The organism is Solirubrobacter deserti (genome assembly GCF_027587175.1).
Taxonomy (GTDB): Bacteria; Actinomycetota; Thermoleophilia; order Solirubrobacterales; family Solirubrobacteraceae; genus Solirubrobacter; species Solirubrobacter deserti.
Map to the genome: position 1 here is coordinate 128887 of NZ_JAPCID010000001.1, position 20296 is coordinate 149182.

At 72.2% G+C, this 20296-nt stretch carries 22 protein-coding genes; 9 read left to right on the plus strand and 13 right to left on the minus strand.

Going from position 1 to position 20296, the window contains the following annotated elements; genetic code table 11:
* The first annotated feature begins 80 nt into the window (after nt 1–80).
* From OJ962_RS00615 to OJ962_RS00635, 5 genes are all read left to right on the plus strand, one after another.
* The gene (locus tag OJ962_RS00615; RefSeq protein WP_202954730.1) at nt 81–1409 is read left to right on the plus strand and encodes a class II fumarate hydratase; all 1329 of its coding nucleotides are present in this window, start codon (nt 81–83) and stop codon (nt 1407–1409) included.
* A gap of 61 nt (nt 1410–1470) precedes the next feature.
* Nucleotides 1471–2190 carry a GNAT family N-acetyltransferase gene (locus OJ962_RS00620; RefSeq protein WP_202954729.1) on the plus strand — a complete coding sequence of 240 codons (720 nt, stop codon included), beginning with the start codon at nt 1471–1473 and terminating at the stop codon, nt 2188–2190.
* Nucleotides 2190–2903: a GNAT family N-acetyltransferase gene (locus tag OJ962_RS00625; RefSeq protein WP_202954728.1), complete on the plus strand. Its 714-nt coding sequence runs from the start codon at nt 2190–2192 to the stop codon at nt 2901–2903. The genes OJ962_RS00620 and OJ962_RS00625 overlap by 1 nt, the downstream gene beginning before the upstream one ends.
* Nucleotides 2900–3784, plus strand: a complete 885-nt coding sequence (locus tag OJ962_RS00630; RefSeq protein WP_270006121.1) for a DMT family transporter — start codon at nt 2900–2902, stop codon at nt 3782–3784. The genes OJ962_RS00625 and OJ962_RS00630 overlap by 4 nt, the downstream gene beginning before the upstream one ends.
* Nucleotides 3785–3858: 74 nt before the next feature.
* The gene (locus OJ962_RS00635; RefSeq protein ID WP_202954726.1) at nt 3859–4527 is read left to right on the plus strand and encodes a hypothetical protein; all 669 of its coding nucleotides are present in this window, start codon (nt 3859–3861) and stop codon (nt 4525–4527) included.
* Here OJ962_RS00635 and pdxH read toward each other — a convergent pair.
* Genes pdxH through OJ962_RS00650 form a run of 3 tightly spaced genes read right to left on the minus strand, consistent with a single transcriptional unit; the run spans nt 4507 to nt 8185 of the window.
* Nucleotides 4507–5082, minus strand: coding sequence for a pyridoxamine 5'-phosphate oxidase (gene pdxH, locus OJ962_RS00640; RefSeq protein ID WP_202954725.1), 576 nt, complete (start codon nt 5080–5082; stop codon nt 4507–4509). The genes OJ962_RS00635 and pdxH overlap by 21 nt on opposite strands.
* Entirely contained in the window at nt 5079–6542 is a 1464-nt protein-coding gene (locus OJ962_RS00645) for an NAD-dependent succinate-semialdehyde dehydrogenase (RefSeq protein WP_202954724.1), read from the minus strand. Before OJ962_RS00645 ends, pdxH begins: the two co-directional genes overlap by 4 nt.
* Nucleotides 6539–8185: an acetolactate synthase large subunit gene (locus OJ962_RS00650; protein WP_202954723.1), complete on the minus strand. Its 1647-nt coding sequence runs from the start codon at nt 8183–8185 to the stop codon at nt 6539–6541. Before OJ962_RS00650 ends, OJ962_RS00645 begins: the two co-directional genes overlap by 4 nt.
* 61 nt (nt 8186–8246) lie before the next feature.
* Here OJ962_RS00650 and OJ962_RS00655 point away from each other — a divergent pair, with 61 nt between their 5' ends.
* On the plus strand, nt 8247–9614 hold the full coding sequence (locus tag OJ962_RS00655; protein WP_202954722.1) for a SpoIID/LytB domain-containing protein: 1368 nt from the start codon (nt 8247–8249) through the stop codon (nt 9612–9614).
* Between the two features lie 73 nt (nt 9615–9687).
* The gene (locus OJ962_RS00660; protein WP_202954721.1) at nt 9688–12675 is read left to right on the plus strand and encodes a hypothetical protein; all 2988 of its coding nucleotides are present in this window, start codon (nt 9688–9690) and stop codon (nt 12673–12675) included.
* Here the strand turns inward: OJ962_RS00660 and OJ962_RS00665 are convergent.
* A complete protein-coding gene (locus OJ962_RS00665) occupies nt 12672–13127 on the minus strand; it encodes a MaoC family dehydratase (protein WP_202954720.1) in 456 nt (151 codons plus the stop codon). The genes OJ962_RS00660 and OJ962_RS00665 overlap by 4 nt on opposite strands.
* 22 nt (nt 13128–13149) lie before the next feature.
* Between OJ962_RS00665 and OJ962_RS00670 the strand changes: the two genes are divergently transcribed.
* Nucleotides 13150–14004 carry a 5'-3' exonuclease gene (locus OJ962_RS00670; protein WP_202954719.1) on the plus strand — a complete coding sequence of 285 codons (855 nt, stop codon included), beginning with the start codon at nt 13150–13152 and terminating at the stop codon, nt 14002–14004.
* 76 nt (nt 14005–14080) lie between these two features.
* On the opposite strand, the gene OJ962_RS00675 is transcribed toward OJ962_RS00670, so the two are convergent.
* Genes OJ962_RS00675 through mce form a run of 8 tightly spaced genes read right to left on the minus strand, consistent with a single transcriptional unit; the run spans nt 14081 to nt 17823 of the window.
* Nucleotides 14081–14464: a PPOX class F420-dependent oxidoreductase gene (locus tag OJ962_RS00675; RefSeq protein WP_202954718.1), complete on the minus strand. Its 384-nt coding sequence runs from the start codon at nt 14462–14464 to the stop codon at nt 14081–14083.
* Between the two features lie 9 nt (nt 14465–14473).
* A complete protein-coding gene (locus OJ962_RS00680) occupies nt 14474–14833 on the minus strand; it encodes a diguanylate cyclase domain-containing protein (RefSeq protein ID WP_202954717.1) in 360 nt (119 codons plus the stop codon).
* The gene (locus tag OJ962_RS00685) at nt 14830–15150 is read right to left on the minus strand and encodes a hypothetical protein (protein WP_202954716.1); all 321 of its coding nucleotides are present in this window, start codon (nt 15148–15150) and stop codon (nt 14830–14832) included. The genes OJ962_RS00680 and OJ962_RS00685 overlap by 4 nt, the downstream gene beginning before the upstream one ends.
* Before the next feature lie 59 nt (nt 15151–15209).
* Nucleotides 15210–15620: a cupin domain-containing protein gene (locus OJ962_RS00690; protein WP_202954715.1), complete on the minus strand. Its 411-nt coding sequence runs from the start codon at nt 15618–15620 to the stop codon at nt 15210–15212.
* Nucleotides 15617–16699: a redox-regulated ATPase YchF gene (gene ychF / locus OJ962_RS00695; RefSeq protein WP_202955209.1), complete on the minus strand. Its 1083-nt coding sequence runs from the start codon at nt 16697–16699 to the stop codon at nt 15617–15619. Before ychF ends, OJ962_RS00690 begins: the two co-directional genes overlap by 4 nt.
* Entirely contained in the window at nt 16699–17235 is a 537-nt protein-coding gene (locus OJ962_RS00700) for a phosphatase PAP2 family protein (RefSeq protein WP_202954714.1), read from the minus strand. Before OJ962_RS00700 ends, ychF begins: the two co-directional genes overlap by 1 nt.
* Nucleotides 17204–17425 (minus strand): hypothetical protein, encoded by a 222-nt coding sequence (locus tag OJ962_RS00705; RefSeq protein WP_202954713.1) that lies wholly within the window; start codon nt 17423–17425, stop codon nt 17204–17206. Before OJ962_RS00705 ends, OJ962_RS00700 begins: the two co-directional genes overlap by 32 nt.
* The gene (gene mce, locus OJ962_RS00710) at nt 17422–17823 is read right to left on the minus strand and encodes a methylmalonyl-CoA epimerase (RefSeq protein WP_202954712.1); all 402 of its coding nucleotides are present in this window, start codon (nt 17821–17823) and stop codon (nt 17422–17424) included. The genes OJ962_RS00705 and mce overlap by 4 nt, the downstream gene beginning before the upstream one ends.
* A 26-nt stretch (nt 17824–17849) precedes the next feature.
* Here mce and OJ962_RS00715 point away from each other — a divergent pair, with 26 nt between their 5' ends.
* Nucleotides 17850–18677 carry a diacylglycerol/lipid kinase family protein gene (locus OJ962_RS00715; RefSeq protein WP_202954711.1) on the plus strand — a complete coding sequence of 276 codons (828 nt, stop codon included), beginning with the start codon at nt 17850–17852 and terminating at the stop codon, nt 18675–18677.
* Here OJ962_RS00715 and OJ962_RS00720 read toward each other — a convergent pair.
* Complete coding sequence (locus OJ962_RS00720) at nt 18666–20282, minus strand: ATP-dependent metallopeptidase FtsH/Yme1/Tma family protein (protein ID WP_202954710.1); 1617 nt, start codon at nt 20280–20282, stop codon at nt 18666–18668. The genes OJ962_RS00715 and OJ962_RS00720 overlap by 12 nt on opposite strands.
* Nucleotides 20283–20296: the final 14 nt, after the last annotated feature.

Genomic DNA, 20296 nt, shown 5'->3' on the forward strand with positions numbered 1-20296 from the left:
GGCCCCGACTGGCGAATGTGGCATGGTCAAAGCAGCGCTAGCGTAAGGGTTCGCAACCGGTTGATGACGCGGAGGAGCCCATGAGCGTGCAGGACACCCCGACGGAGCTGTGGGGCGGCGAGACCACCAAGGCTGTCGCGAACTTCCCCGTTTCGGGAGAACGCGTCCCGTTGCCGGTCGTGCGCTGGCTCGGCCGCATCAAGGGCAACGCCGCCCGCGTGAACGCGGAGCTCGGTCTGCTCGACCAGGAGCTGGCGGACAAGATCGCGGCCGCCGGGGACGAGATCGCGCAGGGCAAGCACGATGACCAGTTCCCGGTCGACGTCTTCCAGACGGGCTCCGGCACGAGCTCGAACATGAACGCCAACGAGGTCATCGCGACGCTCTCGGGCGCGCACCGCAACGACCACGTGAACATGGGGCAGAGCTCCAACGACGTGTTCCCGTCCGCCGTGCACCTCGCCGCGCTGGACGAGGCGACGAACACGCTGCTCCCCGCGCTGCAGCAGCTGGAGGATTCCTTCGCCGCCAAGGCCGAGGCGTTCAAGGACCTCGTCAAATCCGGCCGCACGCACCTGATGGACGCCGTCCCGGTCACGCTCGGCCAGGAGTTCTCGGGCTACGCGGCGCAGATCCGCCTCGGTCGCAAGCGCGTCGAGAACGCGCTGCCCCAGGTCGCGCAGATCCCGCTCGGCGGCACCGCCACGGGCACCGGCCTGAACACGCATCCCGACTTCGCGGCCAAGGTCCGCGAGAAGCTCTCAGCGGAGACGGGGCTCACCATCTCCGCTCCTGAGGACCCGTTCGAGGCCCAGGGCAACCGCGACGCGCTCGTCGAGCTGTCCGGCGCGCTGAAGGTGATCGCGGTGTCGCTCACCAAGATCGCCGGCGACCTCGCGCTGATGGGCTCGGGCCCGCGCGTCGGCATCGGCGAGATCTTCCTGCCCGAGCTGCAGAAGGGCTCCTCGATCATGCCGGGCAAGGTCAACCCGGTCATCCCGGAGGTCGTGCTGCAGGTGTCGGCGCAGGTGATCGGCAACGACACCGCGATCACGATCGGCGGTCTGCAGGGCCAGTTCGAGCTCAACGTCCGGATCCCGCTGATCGCCCGCAACCTGCTGCAGTCGATCCACCTGCTCTCGACGACGTCGAAAATCTTCGCGGAGAAGTGCGTCGACGGGATCGAGCCCAACCACGCGGGGCTCGAGGCCTCCGCGGAGGGCACGCTCGCCGTCGCCACCGCGCTGAACCCGTTCATCGGCTACGACAAGGCCGCCGACATCGTCAAGGACGCCGCGGAGAACGGCGGCACCCTGCGCGAGGTCGCGCGCAAGCACGGCGTGGACGAGGAGACCCTGGACAAGGCGCTCAACCTGCGCAAGATCGCCGCCGGGTCCTCCGCTGAGTGAGCTAGCCGCGATCGACGCGTTCCTCGACGCGGCGCCGCGCAGCGCGGCCCGCGTCGAGGAGGTGGGCCCGTTCACGCTGTTCGTCTCGCGCGCGCCGTGGCCGTACTACGCGCGGCCGCGCGTGGGTGAGGGCGAGCAGACGTTCACCCGCGAGGACGTCGCGGCCGTCCGTGCCCGCCAGGCGGAGCTGCGCGTGCCGCACATGTTCGAGTGGGTGCACGAGACGGCCCCGACGCTGCGCGACGCGGTCGACGCGGAGGTGATCGAGGTGCCGCTGCTGGTCCTGGACCGCGCGGCGTGGCGGCCGCTTGAGGCACCCGAGAGCATGGGCCTGCGCCTGCTCGACGCCGACGACGCAGCGCTCGCCGCCGCGCTCGGCGTCGAGCAGGTCGGCTTCGCCGCGGCCGGCACCGCGCCCGGCCCGCAGGCGATCACCGAGCGCGACGCCGCCGCGCGCGAGCAGGACGCCGCCCGGCTCGACTACCTGCGCGAGCGCTTCCGCCGCGGGACGAGCGTGACCGCCGTGGCCGAGAACGAGTCCGGCCCGGTCGCGGTCGGGACGCTGCGGCCGGTGGACGCGGTGGCGGAGATCGTCGGCGTGGCGACGCTTCCGGCGGTCCGCCGACAGGGCCTGGGCGGCGCGGTCACCGCGTTCCTGGTCGAGCACGCGCTCGACCGCGGCATCGAGACCGTGTTCCTCAGCGCCGCCGACGATGACGTCGCGCGCGTGTACGAGCGCCTCGGCTTCCGCCGCTGCGGCACGGCCTGCTTCGTGCACTGATGCTCGAGCGGATCGAGGCCTACTACGACGCGGTGCCGCGCAGCGCCGCACGGGCGGAGGAGATCGGGCCGTTCACGCTGTTCGTGCCGACCGGCGCGTGGCCGTACTACGCGCGGCCGCGGCTCGGGCTGGAGCACGCGTTCACCGGCGCCGAGGTCGAGGCCGTCCGCGCGCGGCAGCGCGAGCTCGGCGTGCCCGAGGCGTTCGAGTGGGTGCACGACACGACGCCGTCGCTGCTCGCCGTGATGCCCTTGGACGTGATGCAGGCACCGCTGATGGTGCTGCGCGGCGCCGTTCCTGCCGCCGCGCCGGAGGGCGTGACCGTCCGCATGATCGAGGCGGACGATCCGCTGCTGAGCGCCGCCGTCGCGGCCCAGGACCGCGGCTTCGGCGGATCGGGCGAGGACGTCGGGGACCGCGTGGACTTCCTGCGCGAGCGCCTGGCGAGCGGCATCACGCGGATGGCGATCGCGACCATCGGCGAGGACGTCGTGGCGGTCGGCCAGCACCAGCCCGTCGCGGACGTGACCGAGATCGTCGGCGTCGCCACCGTCCCCGAAGCGCGCCGGCGCGGGATCGCGGGCGCGCTCACGGCGCGGCTCGTCGAGGACGCCGCGGCGGACATCGTCTTCCTCTCGGCTGGCGAGGACGCCGCCCGCGTCTACGCCCGGCTGGGCTTCGAGCGCCACGGAACGGCGTGCATCGCCGGGTGATCGAGCGGCCCGCGCTCGCGGGCGTCCTCGGCGCGCTGACGATCGCGTTCAGCGCCATCCTCGTCGACCTCGCCGACGTCTCGCCCGTCTCCGCCGCGCTGTGGCGCTGCGCCTACGCGCTCCCGCCGCTGGGGCTGATCGCCTGGTACGAGCATCGCCGGTACGGTCCGCGCACGCCGCGTGAGCGCTGGCTGGCAGCCGCCGCGGGCGCGCTGTTCGCCGTCGACATCGTCGTCTGGCACTACGCGATCGAGGACGTCGGCGCCGGCCTGGCGACCGTGCTCGGCAACCTGCAGGTCGTGATCGTGCCGTTCGTCGCGCTGGCGGTCCTCGGCGAGAAGGTCCCGAAGTCGATCCTGCTGGCGCTGCCCCCGGTCTGCCTGGGCGTGGTGCTGGTCAGCGGCGCCCTGGAGGAGGGCGCATACGGCGCCAACCCGGCGCGCGGCGCGCTGCTGGGCGTCGCGACCGGGATCGCCTACGCCGCGTTCCTGCTCGTCCAGCGCCAGGGCTCGATGGATCTGCGCCGGCCCGGCGGGGCACTGTTCGACATGTCGGTGGTGGCCACGGTCTGCTCGCTCGCCCTCGGGCTCGTGATCGGCACCGACGACCTCGCGCCCGTGTGGCCCAGCGCGGGCTGGCTGATCCTGCTCGCGCTGACGTCGCAGTTCCTGGGCTGGATGCTGATCACGGTGTCGCTGCCGCGCCTGCCGGCGGCGGTCACCTCGCTGATCCTCACGATTCAGCCGATCGGGTCGGTCGCGCTGGGCGCGGCGCTGCTCTCGCAGGAGCCGTCCGCGCTGCAGCTCGTCGGCTGCGCGCTGATCCTCACCGGCTTGCTCGGCGCCGCGATGCGGCGTGAACGCGCGGCCGCGTCCGTATAGTCCGGCTGCGTGAACCCGCAGCTCGCCGCTCAAGCCGAGGCCGAACGCCGCCGCCGCGAGGCCTTCCTGCTCCTGTGCGCTACGGGTTCTTCCTGATCGAGCGCGTCCCGCGGGAGTGGGTCGAGCTCCCGGACGGGTCCACCGTCGAGGCGCCGATCGGCGAGGGCGAGGCCCGCATCAAGGCGTGGTGGGAGGCCAACCACGCGACGCCGCCGGAGGCCGCGCCCGAGGACCAGGCCGAGTGGGACGCGCGCTTGGAAGCCTTCCGGGCCGCGACCACGATCGACGAGGTCGAGGGCACTCGCGGCTTCTCGACCGAGCCGGTGAAGATCACGCGGATCACGTTCCCCGACGGCCACGTCGACGAGCGCGCGCTGGGCGGGACGCCGGAGGAGAAGATCCGGCGCCGCTTCACGGCCGAGAACCCGCCGCCGGGCGGCTCGCCCGTCCGCCTCGAGTACGACGCGTGGCGCGCGGCCTCGGGCCTGCAGCCGCAGACGGTGACGGGCTGGGCCGCCGAGCTCGTCGACGGCACGGAGCGCACCGACGTCGAGATCCGCGCCCACCGCTGGACCCAGGGCTTTCCCGCGGCCGAGGTGGCCGAGGCGCTCAACCGCTTCGCGGCCGACGGCTGGCGCGTGCTGCACGTGTCCGAGGACCGCGGCCTCTACAGCGGCCCGCACGCGCAGTCCGACGCCTTCGTGACCCGCGCGCGGTACCTGTTAGGGCGAGAGCCGGCGTGAGTGCCAGGCGCCGTCGGCGCCGCGCGTGAACGCCTCGCGGTCGTGCAGCCGGTTCGGCCGGCCCTCCCAGAACTCGATCGCCCCGGGGCGCAGCAGGAAGCCGCCCCAGTGCGGCGGGCGCGGCACGGTCTCCGGATAGGAGGTATCGAGCTCGGCGAGGCGCGTCTCGAGCCACTCGCGGTCCGGGATCGCCTCGCTCTGCCGGGACGCCCAGGCGCCGAGCTGCGAGCCGCGTGAGCGGGTGGCGAAGTACGCGTCGGACTCCTCCTCGCTCAGCCGCTCGACCGGGCCTTCCAGACGTACCTGGCGCTGCAGGGGCTTCCACAGCACCGCGAGCGCCGCGCGCGGGTTCGCGGACAGCTCGCGGCCCTTGCGGGACTCGTAGTTGGTGAAGAACTCGACGCCGCGCTCGTCGATGCCCTTGAGCAGGACGAAGCGCACGGACGGGACGCCGTCCGCGTTCGCGGTCGCGAGCGCCATGGCCTCGGGCTCGGTGACGCCCGCGGCCACGGCGTGCTCGTACCACTCCTTGAACTGTGTGAGCGGATCGCTCACAGGCTCATGGCCACGTACTTGACCTCGAGGTACTCGTTGATGCCCTCGGGCCCGCCCTCACGGCCGAAGCCGGACGCCTTGACGCCGCCGAACGGCGCGCTCGCATTGGAGACCATGCCCTGGTTGAGGCCGACCATGCCGGTCTGCAGCCGCTCGCACACGCGGAACGCGCGCTTGAGGTCCTGGGTGTACACGTAGGCCACGAGCCCGTACTCCGTGTCGTTCGCCGCCGTGATGGCGTCGTCTTCGCTGTCGAACCCGATTACGGGCGCGACCGGCCCGAAGATCTCTTCCTTGAGCAGGCGCGAGTCGGGCGCCACGTCGCTGAGCACGGTCGGGTCGAAGAAGTAGCCGGCGCCCTCGCGCGGGCCGCCGCCCACCAGGGCCTTCGCCCCCCGGCCGGTGGCGTCGCTCACGAGCTCGGCGACCTTGTCGCGCTGGTCGGCGTCGATCAGCGGGCCGACCTTGACGTCCTCCTCGGTCCCGCGCCCGACCTTCATCTCGCCCAGCTTGTCGGCCAGCTTGTGCGCGAACTCGTCCGCCACCGGCGCCGCCACGTGGAAGCGGTTCGCGGCCGTGCAGGCCTCGCCGATGTTGCGCATCTTGGCGATCACGGCGCCCTCGACGGCGGCGTCGAGGTCCGCGTCCTCGAACACCAGGAACGGCGCGTTGCCGCCGAGCTCCATCGACGTGCGCAGCAGGCCCTGCGCCGACTGCTCCACCAGCATGCGGCCGACCTCCGTCGAGCCCGTGAAGGTGAGCTTGCGCAGACGCGGATCACCGATGATCGGCTTGGAAACGTCCGAGGACTTGCTCGACGTGACGACGTTCAGCACCCCCTTCGGGAGCCCGGCCTCCTCGAAGATCTTCGCCAGCGCCAGCATGCTCAGCGGCGTCTGCTGCGCGGGCTTGATCACCATCGTGCAGCCCGCGGCGATCGCCGGGCCGATCTTGCGCGTGCCCATCGCGGCCGGGAAGTTCCACGGCGTGATCGCGTAGCACGGGCCGACGGGCTGCTTCATCGTGATCAGCCGCCCGGCGCCGTTGGGCGCGGTCGCGTAGCGGCCCTCGATCCGCACCGCCTCCTCGGAGAACCAGCGCAGGAACTCCGCCGCGTACGTGATCTCGGCCTTGGACTCGGCGACTGGCTTGCCCATCTCCAGCGTCATCACGAGCGCGAGGTCATCGGCGTTCGCGGTCATCGCCTCGAACGCGCGGCGCAGGATCTCACCCCGCTCGCGCGGCGGGTGCGCGGCCCACTCCTCCTGCACGGCGCAGCAGGCGTCCAGCGCGGCCTTCGCGTCATCGGGCGTCGCGTCGGCGACCGCGGCGATGCTAGAGCCGGTCGACGGGTCCTCGACGTCGAGCGTCGCACCGCCCGACGCGTCCCGCCATTCGCCGCCGATGAACAGGCCCGTCGGCACCGCGTCGACCGCGGTCTTCTCACGCGTTGCGCTCATGCCGCCACCGTCTCCGTTCCGAGCTCCTCCGAGATGGACACGTCGAGCGAGTAGTCGATCGGGACCACGATCAGGCTCGGGAGCTCGAGCGACAGCGCGTGCCGCAGGCGTGAGCCGAAGTCCTCGACGGACTCGCAGCGCCAGGCCGGCATGCCGAAGGCGTCCGCCAGCTTGACGAAATCCGGGTTGGTGAAGTCGGTCCCGAAGTGGCGGCCGAACTTCTTGTCCTGCTTCCACACGATCGAGCCGAACTGGGCGTTCTCCCAGATGATGTTCACGATCGGGGTCTTGAGCCGCACGGCGGTCTCGAGCTCCTGCACGTTCATCAGGAAGCCGCCGTCGCCGTTGACCGTCACGACGTTGCGGCCCGGGTGCACGAGCTTGGCCGCGATCGCCGTCGGCAGCGCGATCCCCATGCCGGCCAGGCCGTTCGCGATCAGCACCGTGTTGGGCTCGTGCGCGGGGAACATGCGCGCGATCCACAGCTTGTGCAGGCCGACGTCGGAGATCAGCATGTCGTGGCGGCCGAGCGCCTGGCGGATCTCCCACAGCGCGCGCGGCGGCTGCATCGGGAACGCGTCGTCGTGCTTGGCGGCCTCGAAGCGGCCGAGGACGATGTCGTCCAGGCGTGAGGTCCGCGTGGTGCGCGGCTCGTGCCGCAGCTCCTCGGTCAGCCGCGAGAGGATGTGGTAGAGGTCGCCGACGAGGTCGATCTGGGTGATGAAGTGCTCGTCGACCTCGGACGGGACGCTGTCGATGCAGACGATCTGCTTGTCGCGCTTGGGGTTCCAGTTGCTCGGCGCGTGCTCGACGAGGTCGTAGCCGATCGTGATCACGACGTCGGCGTCCTCGAAGCCCGCGAGCGCGTAGTCGCGTGACTGCAGCCCGACGGTCCCGCGCGCGCCTGAGTCCTCGTAGTCGAGCGCGCCCTTGCCCATGAACGTCTCTGCGACGCCGATCCCGGTGGCGCGCGCGAACTCGCGCAGGGCGTTGGCGGCGCCCGCGCGCGCCACGCCGTTGCCGGCCAGCGCGATCGGGTTGGCGGCGTTGCGGATGAGCTCGGCGGCGGCGAGCACGTCCCCGGCGCTCGGTTCCAGACGCCGGTCGCGGCCACCGCTGGGCAGCGGGACGGCGTCCACTTCGCCGGCCATCACGTCCTCGGGCAGCTCGATGTGGGTCGCGCCGGGCTTGGCCTCCTGCGCGACCTTGAACGCCTTGCGGACGACCTCCGGGATCACCTCCGGCGCGTTCAGGCGCGTGTTCCACTTGGTGATCGGCTTGAACATCGAGACGATGTCGATGTGCTGGTGGGACTCCTTGTGCATGCGCTGGAGGTCCGCCTGGCCCGTCAGCGCCACGAGCGGGGAGCGGTCCAGGAACGCGTCCGCGATCGCGGTGGTCAGGTTGGTCGCGCCGGGGCCGAGCGTGCCGAGGCAGACGCCGGCGCGCTGGGTGAGGCGCCCGTACATGTCGGCCATGTAGGCGCCGCCCTGCTCGTGCCGCACGGGCACGAACTTGATGGAGGAGTCGTGCAAGGACTCATTCAGGTCCAATGTCTCCTCGCCGGGGATGCCGAAGACGTACTCGACGCCCTCCGCCTCCAGGCACTCCACGAACAGGTCCGATGCCTTGCGTGAACTCACGGTTGCGCAACTCCTATCCACGGGGTGTGTCGGGCTAACTTAGATGCGCCCGTCGAACTCTATGCCCAGATTCCTTCTCGCCACGCTGGCCGCGTCGTTGGTGCTCTCCGCCCCCGCCGCCGCGCAGACCACGTTCACGATCAAGGGCGCCGGCTTCGGCCACGGCGTCGGGATGAGCCAGTACGGCGCGCTCGGCTACGCCCAGAACGGCTGGGACGCCGCCCGCATCCTCGGCCACTACTACACCGGCACCTCGCTCGGCACCACGGATCCCACCCAGAAGGTCCGCGTGCTGCTCGTCCCCTCGACGTCGTCCGCGCGCATCTCGGGCGCGCGCCAGGCCGGCTCGCGCAGGCTCGATCCGACGAAGACCTACGTCGTCCGGCGGCGCGGGCTCTCGCAGGTCGAGCTGCTGTCGGGAGGGCGGCGGTTCGCGACGTTCACCGCGCCGCTGCAGATCGCGGGCGAGGGTGGCGTGACGACGCTCGGCGGCCACGGCTCCTACCGGGGCGTGATGGAGTTCAAGCCCGGCAACTTCAGCGGCATGACGGTGACCAACGTGGTGGCGCTCGATGACTACCTGCAGGGCGTCGTGCCCGCGGAGTCGCCGGCCTCCTGGCCCGCCGAGGCGCTGCGCGCGCAGGCCATCGCGGCGCGCACGTACGCCATCACCACCGCCAAGAGCGAGGACTTCGACCACTACGCGGACACGCGCTCGCAGGTCTACAAGGGCGTCGGGATCGAGCAGCCGTCGACCAACGCGGCCGTCGCCGACACCCGCGGGCAGATCGTCACCTATCAGGGCCAGCCCGTCGTCACCTACTTCTTCTCCACCTCGGGCGGTCGCACGGAGTCGGTCGAGAACACATCGCTGGGCAACGAGCCCAAGCCGTGGCTGAAGTCGGTCGAGGACGAGTTCGACAACGTCTCACCGCGTCACCGCTGGACGACGCGGCCGTCGATGGCGAGCGCGAAGAAGAAGCTCGGCGGGCTCGTGAAGGGCTCGTTCAAGGGCATCCGCGTGACCAAGCGCGGGGAGTCGCCGCGGATCGTCTCCGCCGAGGTCGTGGGCTCGCGCGGCGTCTCGGTGACCGACGGCGCGACGCTGCGGGCGCGGCTCGGCCTGTTCGACTCGTGGGCGTACTTCACGTCGATCAGCGGCTCCGAGGACGAGCCGACCGAGGACGAGGCGGGCGGCACGGCCGCGCCGCCCGGCTTCGGCGCGTTCATCCGGCCGATCGGCGTGCTGCGCGGGTCCGTGATCAGCGAGTCGCGGAACGTGAAGGTCCAGGCGCTCCGTGACGGGCGCTGGGTCACCGTCGGCTCGACGAAGGTGCGGCGCGGCAAGTACCGCTGGGCGGCCGTCACGCCGGGGACCTACCGCGCCGTCGTGGACGGCGCGAACGGTCCTGCAGTCAACATCCGCTGAGCACTGCGTGAGCCCTTGACATGGGGTTCGCGGATCACTTAGGTAGGCACCGTCAATGGAGGATGGTGCCCCGGTGCGATGGATTGCCACAGCGGCCGCAGCGCTGGCCGCGATGACGTCGAGCGCGGCCGCGGCGGCGCCCGGCGATCTGGACCGGACGTTCGGCGTCGACGGAACCGCGCTGCTGCGCTCCTGGGAGGGGCACCCAGGCCGCTCCGGCGCGGTCGCGGTCCACGACGACGGCCGGGTGGTCGTCACCGGGCAGAGCGGACGCGGCGACGTCGTCGTCGCTCGCTACACCACCAGCGGCGAGCTCGATGCCTCGTTCTCGGACGACGGCCTCACCACCCTCACCCTCGGGACGCCCAGGGACACGGGTCGCGGCATCGCGATCGCCCCCGACGGACGCATCCTGGTCGCGGCGAGCGGAGAATGCGTCAGTGCGGTCGTCCGGCTCACAGCGAGCGGCGCACCCGACAGCACGTTCGACGGCGACGGCGTCTGGACCCTCCCCGCCCCACGCTCCGCGTGCCCGTCGGCCGACGCCGTCGCGTTGCAGGCCGACGGGCGGATCCTCGTTGGCGGGACCGATGACCGGCGCTGGACAGCGCTTCGATTGACGCCGGCCGGCGCGCCCGATCCGTCGTTCGGCAGTGGCGGGAAAGCCTTCGCGCGGCCGGCGGCGCTGAGCGCCGGGATTGCCGCGATTGCTGAGGCGCCCGACGGCAGGGTGCTCATGGCCGGCAACGCAGGCGACAGCAACTTCGGCGTCGCGCGGTTCCTCGCGACGGGCGCGCGAGACGACGCCTTCGGCACCGACGGGACGTTCGTGCATCCGCCGAACACCTTCGACGTCATGGATCTCGAAGCACTGGTCGTCGGTGCGAACGGGAGCGTCCTCGTCGGCGGGCGGGCGGGCCGAGGTGAAGAGATCGACGGCTCGGTGGTCGTCAAGCTCACGCCCGCCGGCGCGCTCGACCCCACCTTCTCGGACGACGGCGTCGCGTTCCCCCCAGGGACCATGGCGAGCGCTCTGGCGGTGCTCGGCGACGGCCGGGTCCTGGTTGCCGGCGGCGGCCGGACGCCGGGTTCGAGGGGGCCCACGCTGGCGCGGCTCACGCCCGGAGGTGCCGCCGACGGCGCGTTCGTCTCCGAGGTTGCCGGCTTCGCCGCCGCCGAGCACGTCGCGATGCGCCCGCTGGCAGGCGGCGCCACGCGTATCGTCGCTTCCCATCGCGAAGGGCTCGGGTACGCCGCCGCGACGTTCGCCGCCGACGGAGCGCGCTCCGACGCCGTGCACCGTGCCGACCCGCAGCTGCCCGGGGTCCGGCTCGGCGCCCGCTGGCTGTGGGCGGGAGCCGGCCGGCTCAATGTCTACGGCTGGGGTTGGGACCCGTACGACGGTTGGCTCGCGTCCGGCCGTCTGACCCCGGCGGGGACGCCGATCGGCACGTCGTCCGACAGGGCCGTGCCGAACGGTTGGTCCGTCCTCGCCGCGTCGGCAGGCGGCGATGGCCGCACCGCGGTGGTCACCGGCGGCAGGATCGTGTTCTACAGCGCCGACGGCGCCCGCGTCGCGAGCACCGCGCCGCTTCCCGACCCGCAGGCCGTGGCCGTGCAAGCGGACGGTAAGGCGGTCGTCACCGGTACGGCCGGCGACCAGCTCTGGGCACGGCGTTTCGACGTGAACGGCGAGCCCGACAATGGGTTCGGCACGCGGCTGGTGACGGTGGGCACCGGCGCGATGGTGGGCGACATGCTCATCCAGGCGGACGGGCGCATCGTGATCGTCGGCGGCGCCGCGGGCCGACTCATCAGCGTCCGGCTTCTCGCGGACGGCACGCTGGACGACGGCTACGCCGGCGACGGGATCGCGGGCGAGTTGCTCTGGGACGCCGGCGTTCCGTTCAAGCCTGGCGCACGCGCCGTGGCGCTGCCCGGAGGGCGGGTGCTGGTGGCGACCAACCCGCGGCCGGTGGTGCTGACGGCCGACGGCGCCGTGGACTGGAGCTTCGTGAGCGACCTGCGGGAGCTCCCGGCGTTTGCGGTCGATCCCGAGGGCCGCATCCTGGCCGAGAGCGGTGACACGGTGCGGCGGCTGAACCCGGACGGCTCGCTCGACGCGCTCTATGGCGCGGCGAGGCTGACCCTCGAAGGTGACGATCGCGCGCTCGCGGCCCTTCCGGGCGGGGACCTTGCGGTCGCCGACGCCGCGGACGGCGACATCCGGCTTCGACGGGTGCTCGGCGGCGGGACCGTGCCTCCAGCGCGGGCCGTCCTCAAGCGCTTCCCCGGTGATGACGACGAGCTCGTCGAGATCACGGAGGGCGACGCAGTCAAGGAACTGCCGCTGCGCTTCACGCTGGCCAAGGCGTGGCCGACCGTTGTGGCCTTCCGCGTGGTCGCCGCCTCCTCCTCCGCGAGCGCCGGCTCCGACTTCCAGCCCCTCGACACCCTGGTGACCGTCCCGGCGGGCCAGACGAGCGTCACCGCCGCACTGCGCATCACCGCGGACACCGTCGCGGAACGCCCGGAATCACTGGAGATCACCGCCCACTCGACGGATCAGGTGCGGGTGCTGGGTGGCTCGGCGACGACCTTCGTGCGGATCAGTGACGACGACGAGGGCAAAGTCGTCGACGAGACACCGTCGCCCGATGCGGCGGCGACGCCGGCGCCCGACCCGGTCACGCCCGCAAGCCCGGTGGCTCCCGGACCGCCCAAGACCCCCGTCGCTGGCCCGGACCCGGTCGCGGCTGGGCTGAACGCGCTGCGCGTCCCGGCGCTCAAGGTCCGGCAGGGCTCGCTCCGCTGGAGCCTTTCGGCGCAGCCGGCGCTCGCCGGATCCACCGTGCGGATGGAGCTCCGGCGCTCGCTGTCGTCGGGGACCGTGTACGCGCGGGCCACGATCAAGGTGAAGGCCCGTGGCGCGACGCCAGTGCGGCTGGCGCTTACCCCCGCCGGCAAGAAGGCGCTGCGCGGACGCAAGGCCAAGCGCCTCCCGCTCGTGCTGACGGTCGGGACCACCCGGCGGACCGTGACCGTGCGGGTGACGCCCTAGCCCGTGTAGACCCGCACGACGGTCTCGGCGACGCAGACGGGCTTGTCGCCGCCCTCGCGCTCGAAGGTGACCTCGAAGACGCACTGGGCGCCGCCCGGGACGTCGGTGATCTCCTTGAGCTTCGGGCTCGCGCGCACCTTGCTCGGGATCGGGACGGGCGCGGGGAAGCGCACCTTGTTGAGGCCGTAGTTGAGCGCGAACGCGAAGCCCTCGAGCGTGAACACCTGGTTGTTGAGGTTCGGGCCGAGGCTCAGCGTGAGGTAGCCGTGCGCGATCGTGCCGCCGAACGGCGTCTCCTTCGCGCGCTCGACGTCGACGTGGATCCACTGGTGGTCGCCGGTCACGTCCGCGAACGTGTCCACGTCCTTCTGGGTCACCTCGTGCCAGTCGGAGGTGCCGAGGACCTCGCCCTCCGCGGCCTTGAGCTCATCGAGTCCGGTGATCGTCCGCATGGCGAGGCAAGATATCCCCGCTGTGACCGCCCCGCTCCTGTTGTGCGACACGCCCGGTCTGCTCTACCGCGGCTTCTTCGCCCTGCCCGACTCGATCAAGGGCGCGGACGACCGCCCTGTGAACGCGCTCGTGGGGTCGGTGAACATGACCCTGTGGTGCATCGAGAAGTACCAGCCGCGCGCTGTGGTGATGTGCTTCGGGCAGGAGTCCGCGGACTACCGCGTGGAGGCCTACCCGGACTACCACGCGGCGCGGCCCGAGATGCCGGACGACCTGGCGTGGCAGTGGGAGCGCGCGCCGGCGCTGTACGAGGCGCTGGGCTGGACGGTGCTCGGCCACGAGTCGCTGGAGGCGGACGACCTGATGGGCTCGTTCGCGGCGCTGGAGGCCGAGGCGGGCGGCAAGGCGATGATCCTGACCGCGGATCGCGACATGTTCCAGTGCGCGAGCGAGAGCGTCACGATCCTGCTGCAGAGGGCGCGCCAGCAGGGGCCCGACGAGGTGGGCCCCGAGCAGGTGAAGGAGATCTACGGGATCGACCCGTCGCAGGTGCCGGACTTCATCGCGCTGCGCGGCGACCCGTCGGACGGGCTGCCCGGGGCGAAGGGCATCGGCGCCAAGACGGCCGCCGACATCCTCCAGCGCAAGGGCGACCTCGAGCACGCGATCCTCGGCGCGATCCGCGAGAAGCCGTCCGTGCGGCGCGCGCTCGTCGAGCAGGCGGCCGAGCTGCGCATGTTCCGGGACATCGCGACGCTCCGCACCGTGGCCCTGGAGCGGCCGGAGGACCGCGCCACCGACTGGGCGGGCGGGTCCGCGGCCGCCGAGAAGCTGGGCATGAACCGGCTCGCCAAGCGGCTCGCCGAAGCCGCGTAGCGAGTTCGCGACCCCGCCGCGAGCCCGGCCGCGGCGGCGGCGAACTCGCCGAAGCCTCGCCCTCTGGGCGAGGCGACTAATAGGCCTGGTACTTCACGCGCTCGGGCGTGATCAGGTAGACGACGAACTCCTCCTCGCGCGGATACGGCGTGCCCTGGTAGGTCTGCGACATGCGGTCGATGATCGGCCACACCTGATCGCCCTCGAGCCGGTCGTGGACGCGGCCGCGAATCAGCGCGCCCCGCAGCGGCTGCTCGGCGTCGGTGATCGAGAGGGCGACGCGCGGATCACGATCCAGGTTGCGCGCCTTGACCGTCCGCGGACCCGTGAAGATCGCGAGCTGCTCACCCTCGACGCCGACCCACAGCGGCGCCGAGTGCGGGCTCCCGTCAGCCATCAGCGTGGCGAGGTGCGCGATGTTGGCGCCGTCCAGCAGCGCGCGTACGTCGTCGTCGAGCATGCGTCCAGCCTAGGCGGGGCGCGGTTCGGCGCGCGCGAGCAGGTCGTGCGCGGTGTCCCCGACCCAGTGGGCGGCGCCGACGCCGAGCTCCAGATCGACGCACTCGCGCAGGCGCTGGGCGGCGCGCTCGGCGCCCGGACGGTCCGTGGCGGGCAAGAGCGCCAGCAGCTCGTCCGCCTCCCAGCGGACGATCACGTCCGCGTCACGCAGGCACGCCGACAGCAGCGGGGCGACGGCGTCGGCAGCGCCCATCGGCACGCTGATCCGGACGAGCGCGAAGTCGCGCCCGTAACGGACCCCTTCCGCGATCAGGCGGTCCAGCAACAGGCGCCCGACATCGGGGCCGGGCAGCAGGAAGCGCCGGTTCACGCCGCGACACTAGCGATCACCTCCACGGCGCGGTGGAATTGTTCTGCCGTCAGGGTGATGTGCGACTGCTGGCTCATCGAGCGGGCGGGAACGCCGATCGCCTCGACCGGCGGCGCGCGGTCCAGCAGCGGGATCGCGACCAGCGGCTCGACGGCCACCGACCACGGCCAGCGGTCCGTTCCGGGCACGCCCGTCAGCTGTGGCTCCTCGACCACTTCGACGACCGCGAACACCGCGCGCCATACGCTCGCGTAGTAGATGAGCCGGTCGCCCTCGACCATCCGCGGGCGGCGCGGGAAGCCCGTGCGGCGCAGCACCCGCGGCCACTGCTCGAACCACGCGTCCGGCGCCGGCTTCTGCGCGCTGCCGATCGCTTTCAGCCAGTAGGCCAGAAGCCCCGGTGCAGGTTGGACTCGGCCAGCGCGTCGGCGACGGGGACCGAGATCATCACCATCGCGGCCTCCTCCTCGGTCTCGTTGCGCACCGCGCGGGGCGCGTCCGGGGGCAGCAGGATCGCGTCGCGCACGCCGAGCGTGTGGACGTCGTCGCCGACCTTGATCCGCACCTCGCCCTGGATGACGAGGTAGAGCTCCTCGATCGTCTTGTGGCTGTGCCCCAGCGCCGGGTCCTCGTTGGGCGGGACGTGCGCCGCGCCGGGCGCCAGCACGCGCACGTTGACGGCGATCTGCTCGGCGCCGAGCGGCTGCGCGTAGCCGAGGAACGGGCTCGGGCTGCCCTGGGTGTAGTCGGGCGCCTCGGACGCCCGCAGGATCTTGTATTCGCTCATCCGGTGTGTTTGATCGTGATCACGTCGCCGTCCTTCATCAGGTAGTCGCGACCTTCCAGGCGCAACGTACCCTTCTCGCGCGCGCCGGCGTACCCGCCCGCGTCCACCAGCGCGTCCCAGCCGATCACCTCGGCGCGGACGAAGCCCTTCTGGATGTCGGTGTGGATCTGGCCGGCGGCGTGCCAGGCGCTCAGGCCCTCGCGCAGGTGCCACGTCTGCGCCGGCTTGCCCTCGCCCGCGGTGAAGAACGCGATCAGGTGCAGCAGGCCGAACGCGCCGTTGACGACCCGGTGCAGGCCGGACTCGCCGATCCCGAGCTCCTCGCGCATCATCGCGGCGTCCTCGTCGTCGTCCATGTCGGCCAGGTCGGCCTCGATGCGGGAGGAGACGGCGACCGCGGCGGCGCCCGTGGCGGCCGCGTGATCGGCGACGACGGAGGGGACCGCGTCCTCGCCCTCGTTGATGTTGGCGACGAACAGGACCGGCTTGGCGGTGAGCGCCGACAGGTTTCGGCCGGCGTCCGGGGCGGCCTCGGGCACCGGGACGGTGCGCACGGGCTGGCCCGCCTGCAGCGCCTCGATCACCTGCCGCAGCCAGGCCTCCTCGGCCTTGGCGGCCGGGTCGCCGGAGCGCGCGTCGCGGACCACGCGCCCGTGGCGGCGTTCGGCGGAGTCCAGGTCGGCCAGCAGCAGCTCGGTCTCGATCGTCGCGATGTCGCGCGCCGGGTCCACCGAGCCCTCCGGGTGGATGACGTTCTCGTCGGTGTGGCAGCGGACGACGTGCAGGATCGCGTCGACCTCACGGATGTTGGCCAGGAACTTGTTGCCGAGGCCCTCGCCCTTGGACGCACCGGCCACCAGGCCCGCGATGTCGTGGAACTCGATCGTGTCCCAGACGATGTTGGACGCCTTGACCGTCGCGGCCACCTGCTCCATCCGCTCGTCCTTGACGGGCACGGTGGCGACATTGGGCTCGATCGTCGTGAACGGGTAGTTCGCGGCTTCCGCCCCCGCCTGGGACAGCGCGTTGAACAGCGAGGACTTGCCCGCGTTGGGCATCCCCACGAGGCCGACCTTCATCATCGTCCGAGGCTCCCGATCGCGGTGCCGAGCGCCGCGCCCGCGACGACGTCCGACGGGTAGTGGACGCCGAGATACAGGCGGCTGAAGGCCATCGCGGCCGCCGCCAGCTGCAGCGGCGCGCCCGGGACCAGCGCCCCGTACGCGCGGGCGGCGGCGAACGACGACGTCGAGTGCGACGACGGGAAGGAGAGACCGGTGGGTGTGGCCATCAGGTGGGGCAAATCCTCGATGGCGGGGCGCTGGCGCGCGATCGCCATCTTGATCGACGTGGACGTGAGATAGGCGGCGCCGACCGTCGCGGTCGCGCGCAGCCAGTGGCGGCGGCGCGAGCGGTCGACGAGCGCGCCGGCGAGCCCGGCGCCGAGCCAGACCGCGCCGTGCTCACCGAGCCTCGAGTAGCGCCGGACCATCGAGACGACGTCCGGCCCGTGCGCCATCGACCGCGCGCGCCGGTACAGCGCCAGGTCGACGGCATTGAACGTGACGCGCCACGCGGGCGCGTCAGAAACCGATTCGGTGCTCGTCTGACTCAACGCGCAGATAGACGACCTGACCGACGTCGATCAGGACGGCGCCGTCGGCGGCTTCGACTTCGACCCAGCGCTCCTTGCCCTCGCGGAGGGTGGAACGCAGGGACTCCAGGACTTCCTCGGGCAGGCGCAGGGACAGCACCTGGCCGCCCTGGAACCCGAGGGCAGTACGACGTGCGGCGTTGGAACTCAATGTGCCTCCACTAGCTCGGTCAGGACCCCGCCGGCCGTCTTGGGGTGCAGGAACGCGACCTGCGTTCCCCGGATGCCGGTCCGCGGCGTCTCGTCGATCAACCGCAGCCCGGCCTCCCGCGCCCGCTCGAGCGCGGCGTGCACGTCCGCGACCGCGTAGGCCACGTGGTGCAGGCCAGGACCCCGCGCGGCGAGGAACTTCCCCACCGGCGTGTCGTCCGAGAGCGGCTTGAGCAGCTCCACGTGGCTTTCGCCGACGTCCAGCAGCACGGCCTCGACGCCCTGCTCCGCGATCGTCTCGCGGTGCACGAGCGGCATGCCGTACGTCTCGGTGTGGAGCTCGATCGCGGACTCGAGGTCGGCGACCGCGACCCCGATGTGGTCGATGCGGCCGAACACGGGGAGCGAGTGTACCCTCGGCGGTCGTGCGGATCGCCCTGGTGGCCAATCGCGCCTCCGGGGGCGGAACCGATCCTGCGCCGTTCGCCGCGGCGCTGGGAGCCGAGCTGTTCGGCATCGACGCGCTCGACGGCGTGCGCGAGTACGCGCCCGAGCGGGTCGCCGTCGCGGGCGGGGACGGGTCGATCGGGTCGGTGGCCGTGCTGGCGGGCGAGCTGAACGTGCCGCTGGCCGTCATCCCGAGCGGGACCGCGAACGACTTCGCGCGCGCCAACGGGATCCCGCTCGACCTGCAGGCCGCGCTGCGGGTCGCGCGCGAGGGCACTGAGCTGCGCCCGCTCGAGCTCGGGCGGCTGTCCACCGGCCGGCCGTTCGTGAATGTCGCCTCCGCGGGGTTGTCCAGCGTCGCGGGGCGCCGCGCGCAGCCGCTGAAGTCGCGCTTCGGCCCGCTCGCCTACGGGATGGGCGCCGCTCGCGCCGCGGCGACCGGCACGCCGCTCACCGCGCGCGTCCACGTGGATCACCGCGAGGTGTTCTCCGGCGGCGCGTGGCAGATCATGGTCGCCTGCACGGGCGCGTTCGGCGGCGGCAGCGGGATCGGTGCGGCCGACGCCACCGACGGCGACCTCGACGTCGTGATCGTCCCCGCCGGCTCGCGGCTCGGGCTCGTGCAGCGCGCCTGGGGGCTGCGGACCAAGACGATCGAGCGCCAGCGCCGGGTCGCGCACTTCGAGGGCAAGGTCGTCGAGGTCGAGCTGCCGCCGGGCGCGGAGCTCAACTGCGACGGCGAGTTCGTCGACGGCGGCCTCGACTACGTGACCGCCACGATGAACGCGTTTCGGCTAGTGGTCTGACCGGCGCTGGTTCGCCGCCGCGACGAGCGTGAGCCCGGCCTGCGGCGCCGTGATCGGCGCGACGCCGCTCATGATCGCCTCGATGTCCTCGCGCTCGAGGACCTCGTGGCGCAGCAGCGCCTCGGCGAGCCCGTCGAGTTGCTCGCGGTGGTCGGCGATGAGCTTGAGCGCGCGGCGCATGGCGTCGTCGGCGAGATGCTGCTGCTCGGCGTCGCGCAGCGCGCGCGTGCGGTCGGACACGGCGCCGCCCTCGGCCGCCAGCTGAAGCGCGCTCACCGTCGTCCCCATCGCCCACTCATGGATCATCCGACGCGTCTTCTCGGCCACCTTGAACAGGTCGTTGGCGGCGCCGTTGGTGATCGTGCCGAACACGATCTGCTCCGCGGCGCGGCCGCCCAGGGTCACGACGAGCTCGTCCATCAGGTCCGCGCGCGTGTCCAGGTAGCGGTCCTCGTCCGGGAAGTGCAGGGTGTAGCCGAGCGCCTCGCCACGGGCGACGATCGAGATCCGGTGCGTGCGCGTGGTGCGCGGCAGCAGCTCGGCGCACAGCGCGTGCCCCGCCTCGTGGTAGGCGATCACGCTGCGCTCGTGCTCGTTGAGCGTGCGCGGCGTCTCCATGCCGGCCACGACGCGCTCGAGCGCCTGGTCGAAGTCAGCTTGCACGAGCTGCTTGCGCATCCCGCGGGCGGCTGCGATCGCCGCCTCGTTGCAGAGGTTGGCCAGCGCCGCGCCGGTCAGGCCGGCGGTGCGGCGGGCGATCTTGTCGAAGTCGACGTCGGCGGAGAGCGGCTTGTTGCGCGTGTGCACGCCGAGGATCGCGCGGCGGCCCTTGACGTCGGGCGGGGAGACGAGCACCTGGCGGTCGAAGCGGCCGGGTCGCAGCAGCGCGGGATCGAGCTTCTCCAGCAGGTTCGACGCGGCGATCACGACGACGTCGCCGGCGGCGGAGAAGCCGTCGAGCTCCACCAGCAGCTGGTTGAGCGTCTGCTCGCGCTCGGAGTTGTTGTCCGAGCCGCGGGCGGCGCCGACCGCGTCGATCTCGTCGATGAAGACGATCGCGGGCGCGTGCTTGCGCGCCTCGCTGAACAGGCGCCGGATGCGCGCCGCGCCGAGGCCGGCGAACATCTCGACGAAGCTCGCCGCCGACTGCGCGAAGAACTGCGCGCCGGACTCGTTCGCGACCGCCTTGGCCAGCAGCGTCTTGCCCGTGCCCGGCGGGCCGTGCAGGATGATGCCCTTCGGCACCTTCGCGCCCACGGCGCGGAAGCGGGCCGGGTCCTTGAGGAAGTCCACGACCTCCTGCAGCTCGGCCTTGGCCTCGTCCGCCCCCGCGACCTCGTCCCACTTGATCGCGCCCGCCGAGTCCGGCTTGATCTCCTGGGGCCTGGTCTTCGGCATGCGCTTCGACAGCGACCAGACGAAGAACACGAGCAGGCCCATGAAGATGATCGGGGCCCAGTTGAAGATCACGGGCTGGACGTGATCCCACCAGGACGGCTCGGGCGGAGCGGCGGCCGCCTTGGCCTTCGCCGCGGCGGCGGCCGCGTTCGCCTGCTGCTCCGCGAGCCAGGATTCGTACGGGAAGCCGTCTACGTCGCGAGCCATAGACGTCCCAGTGT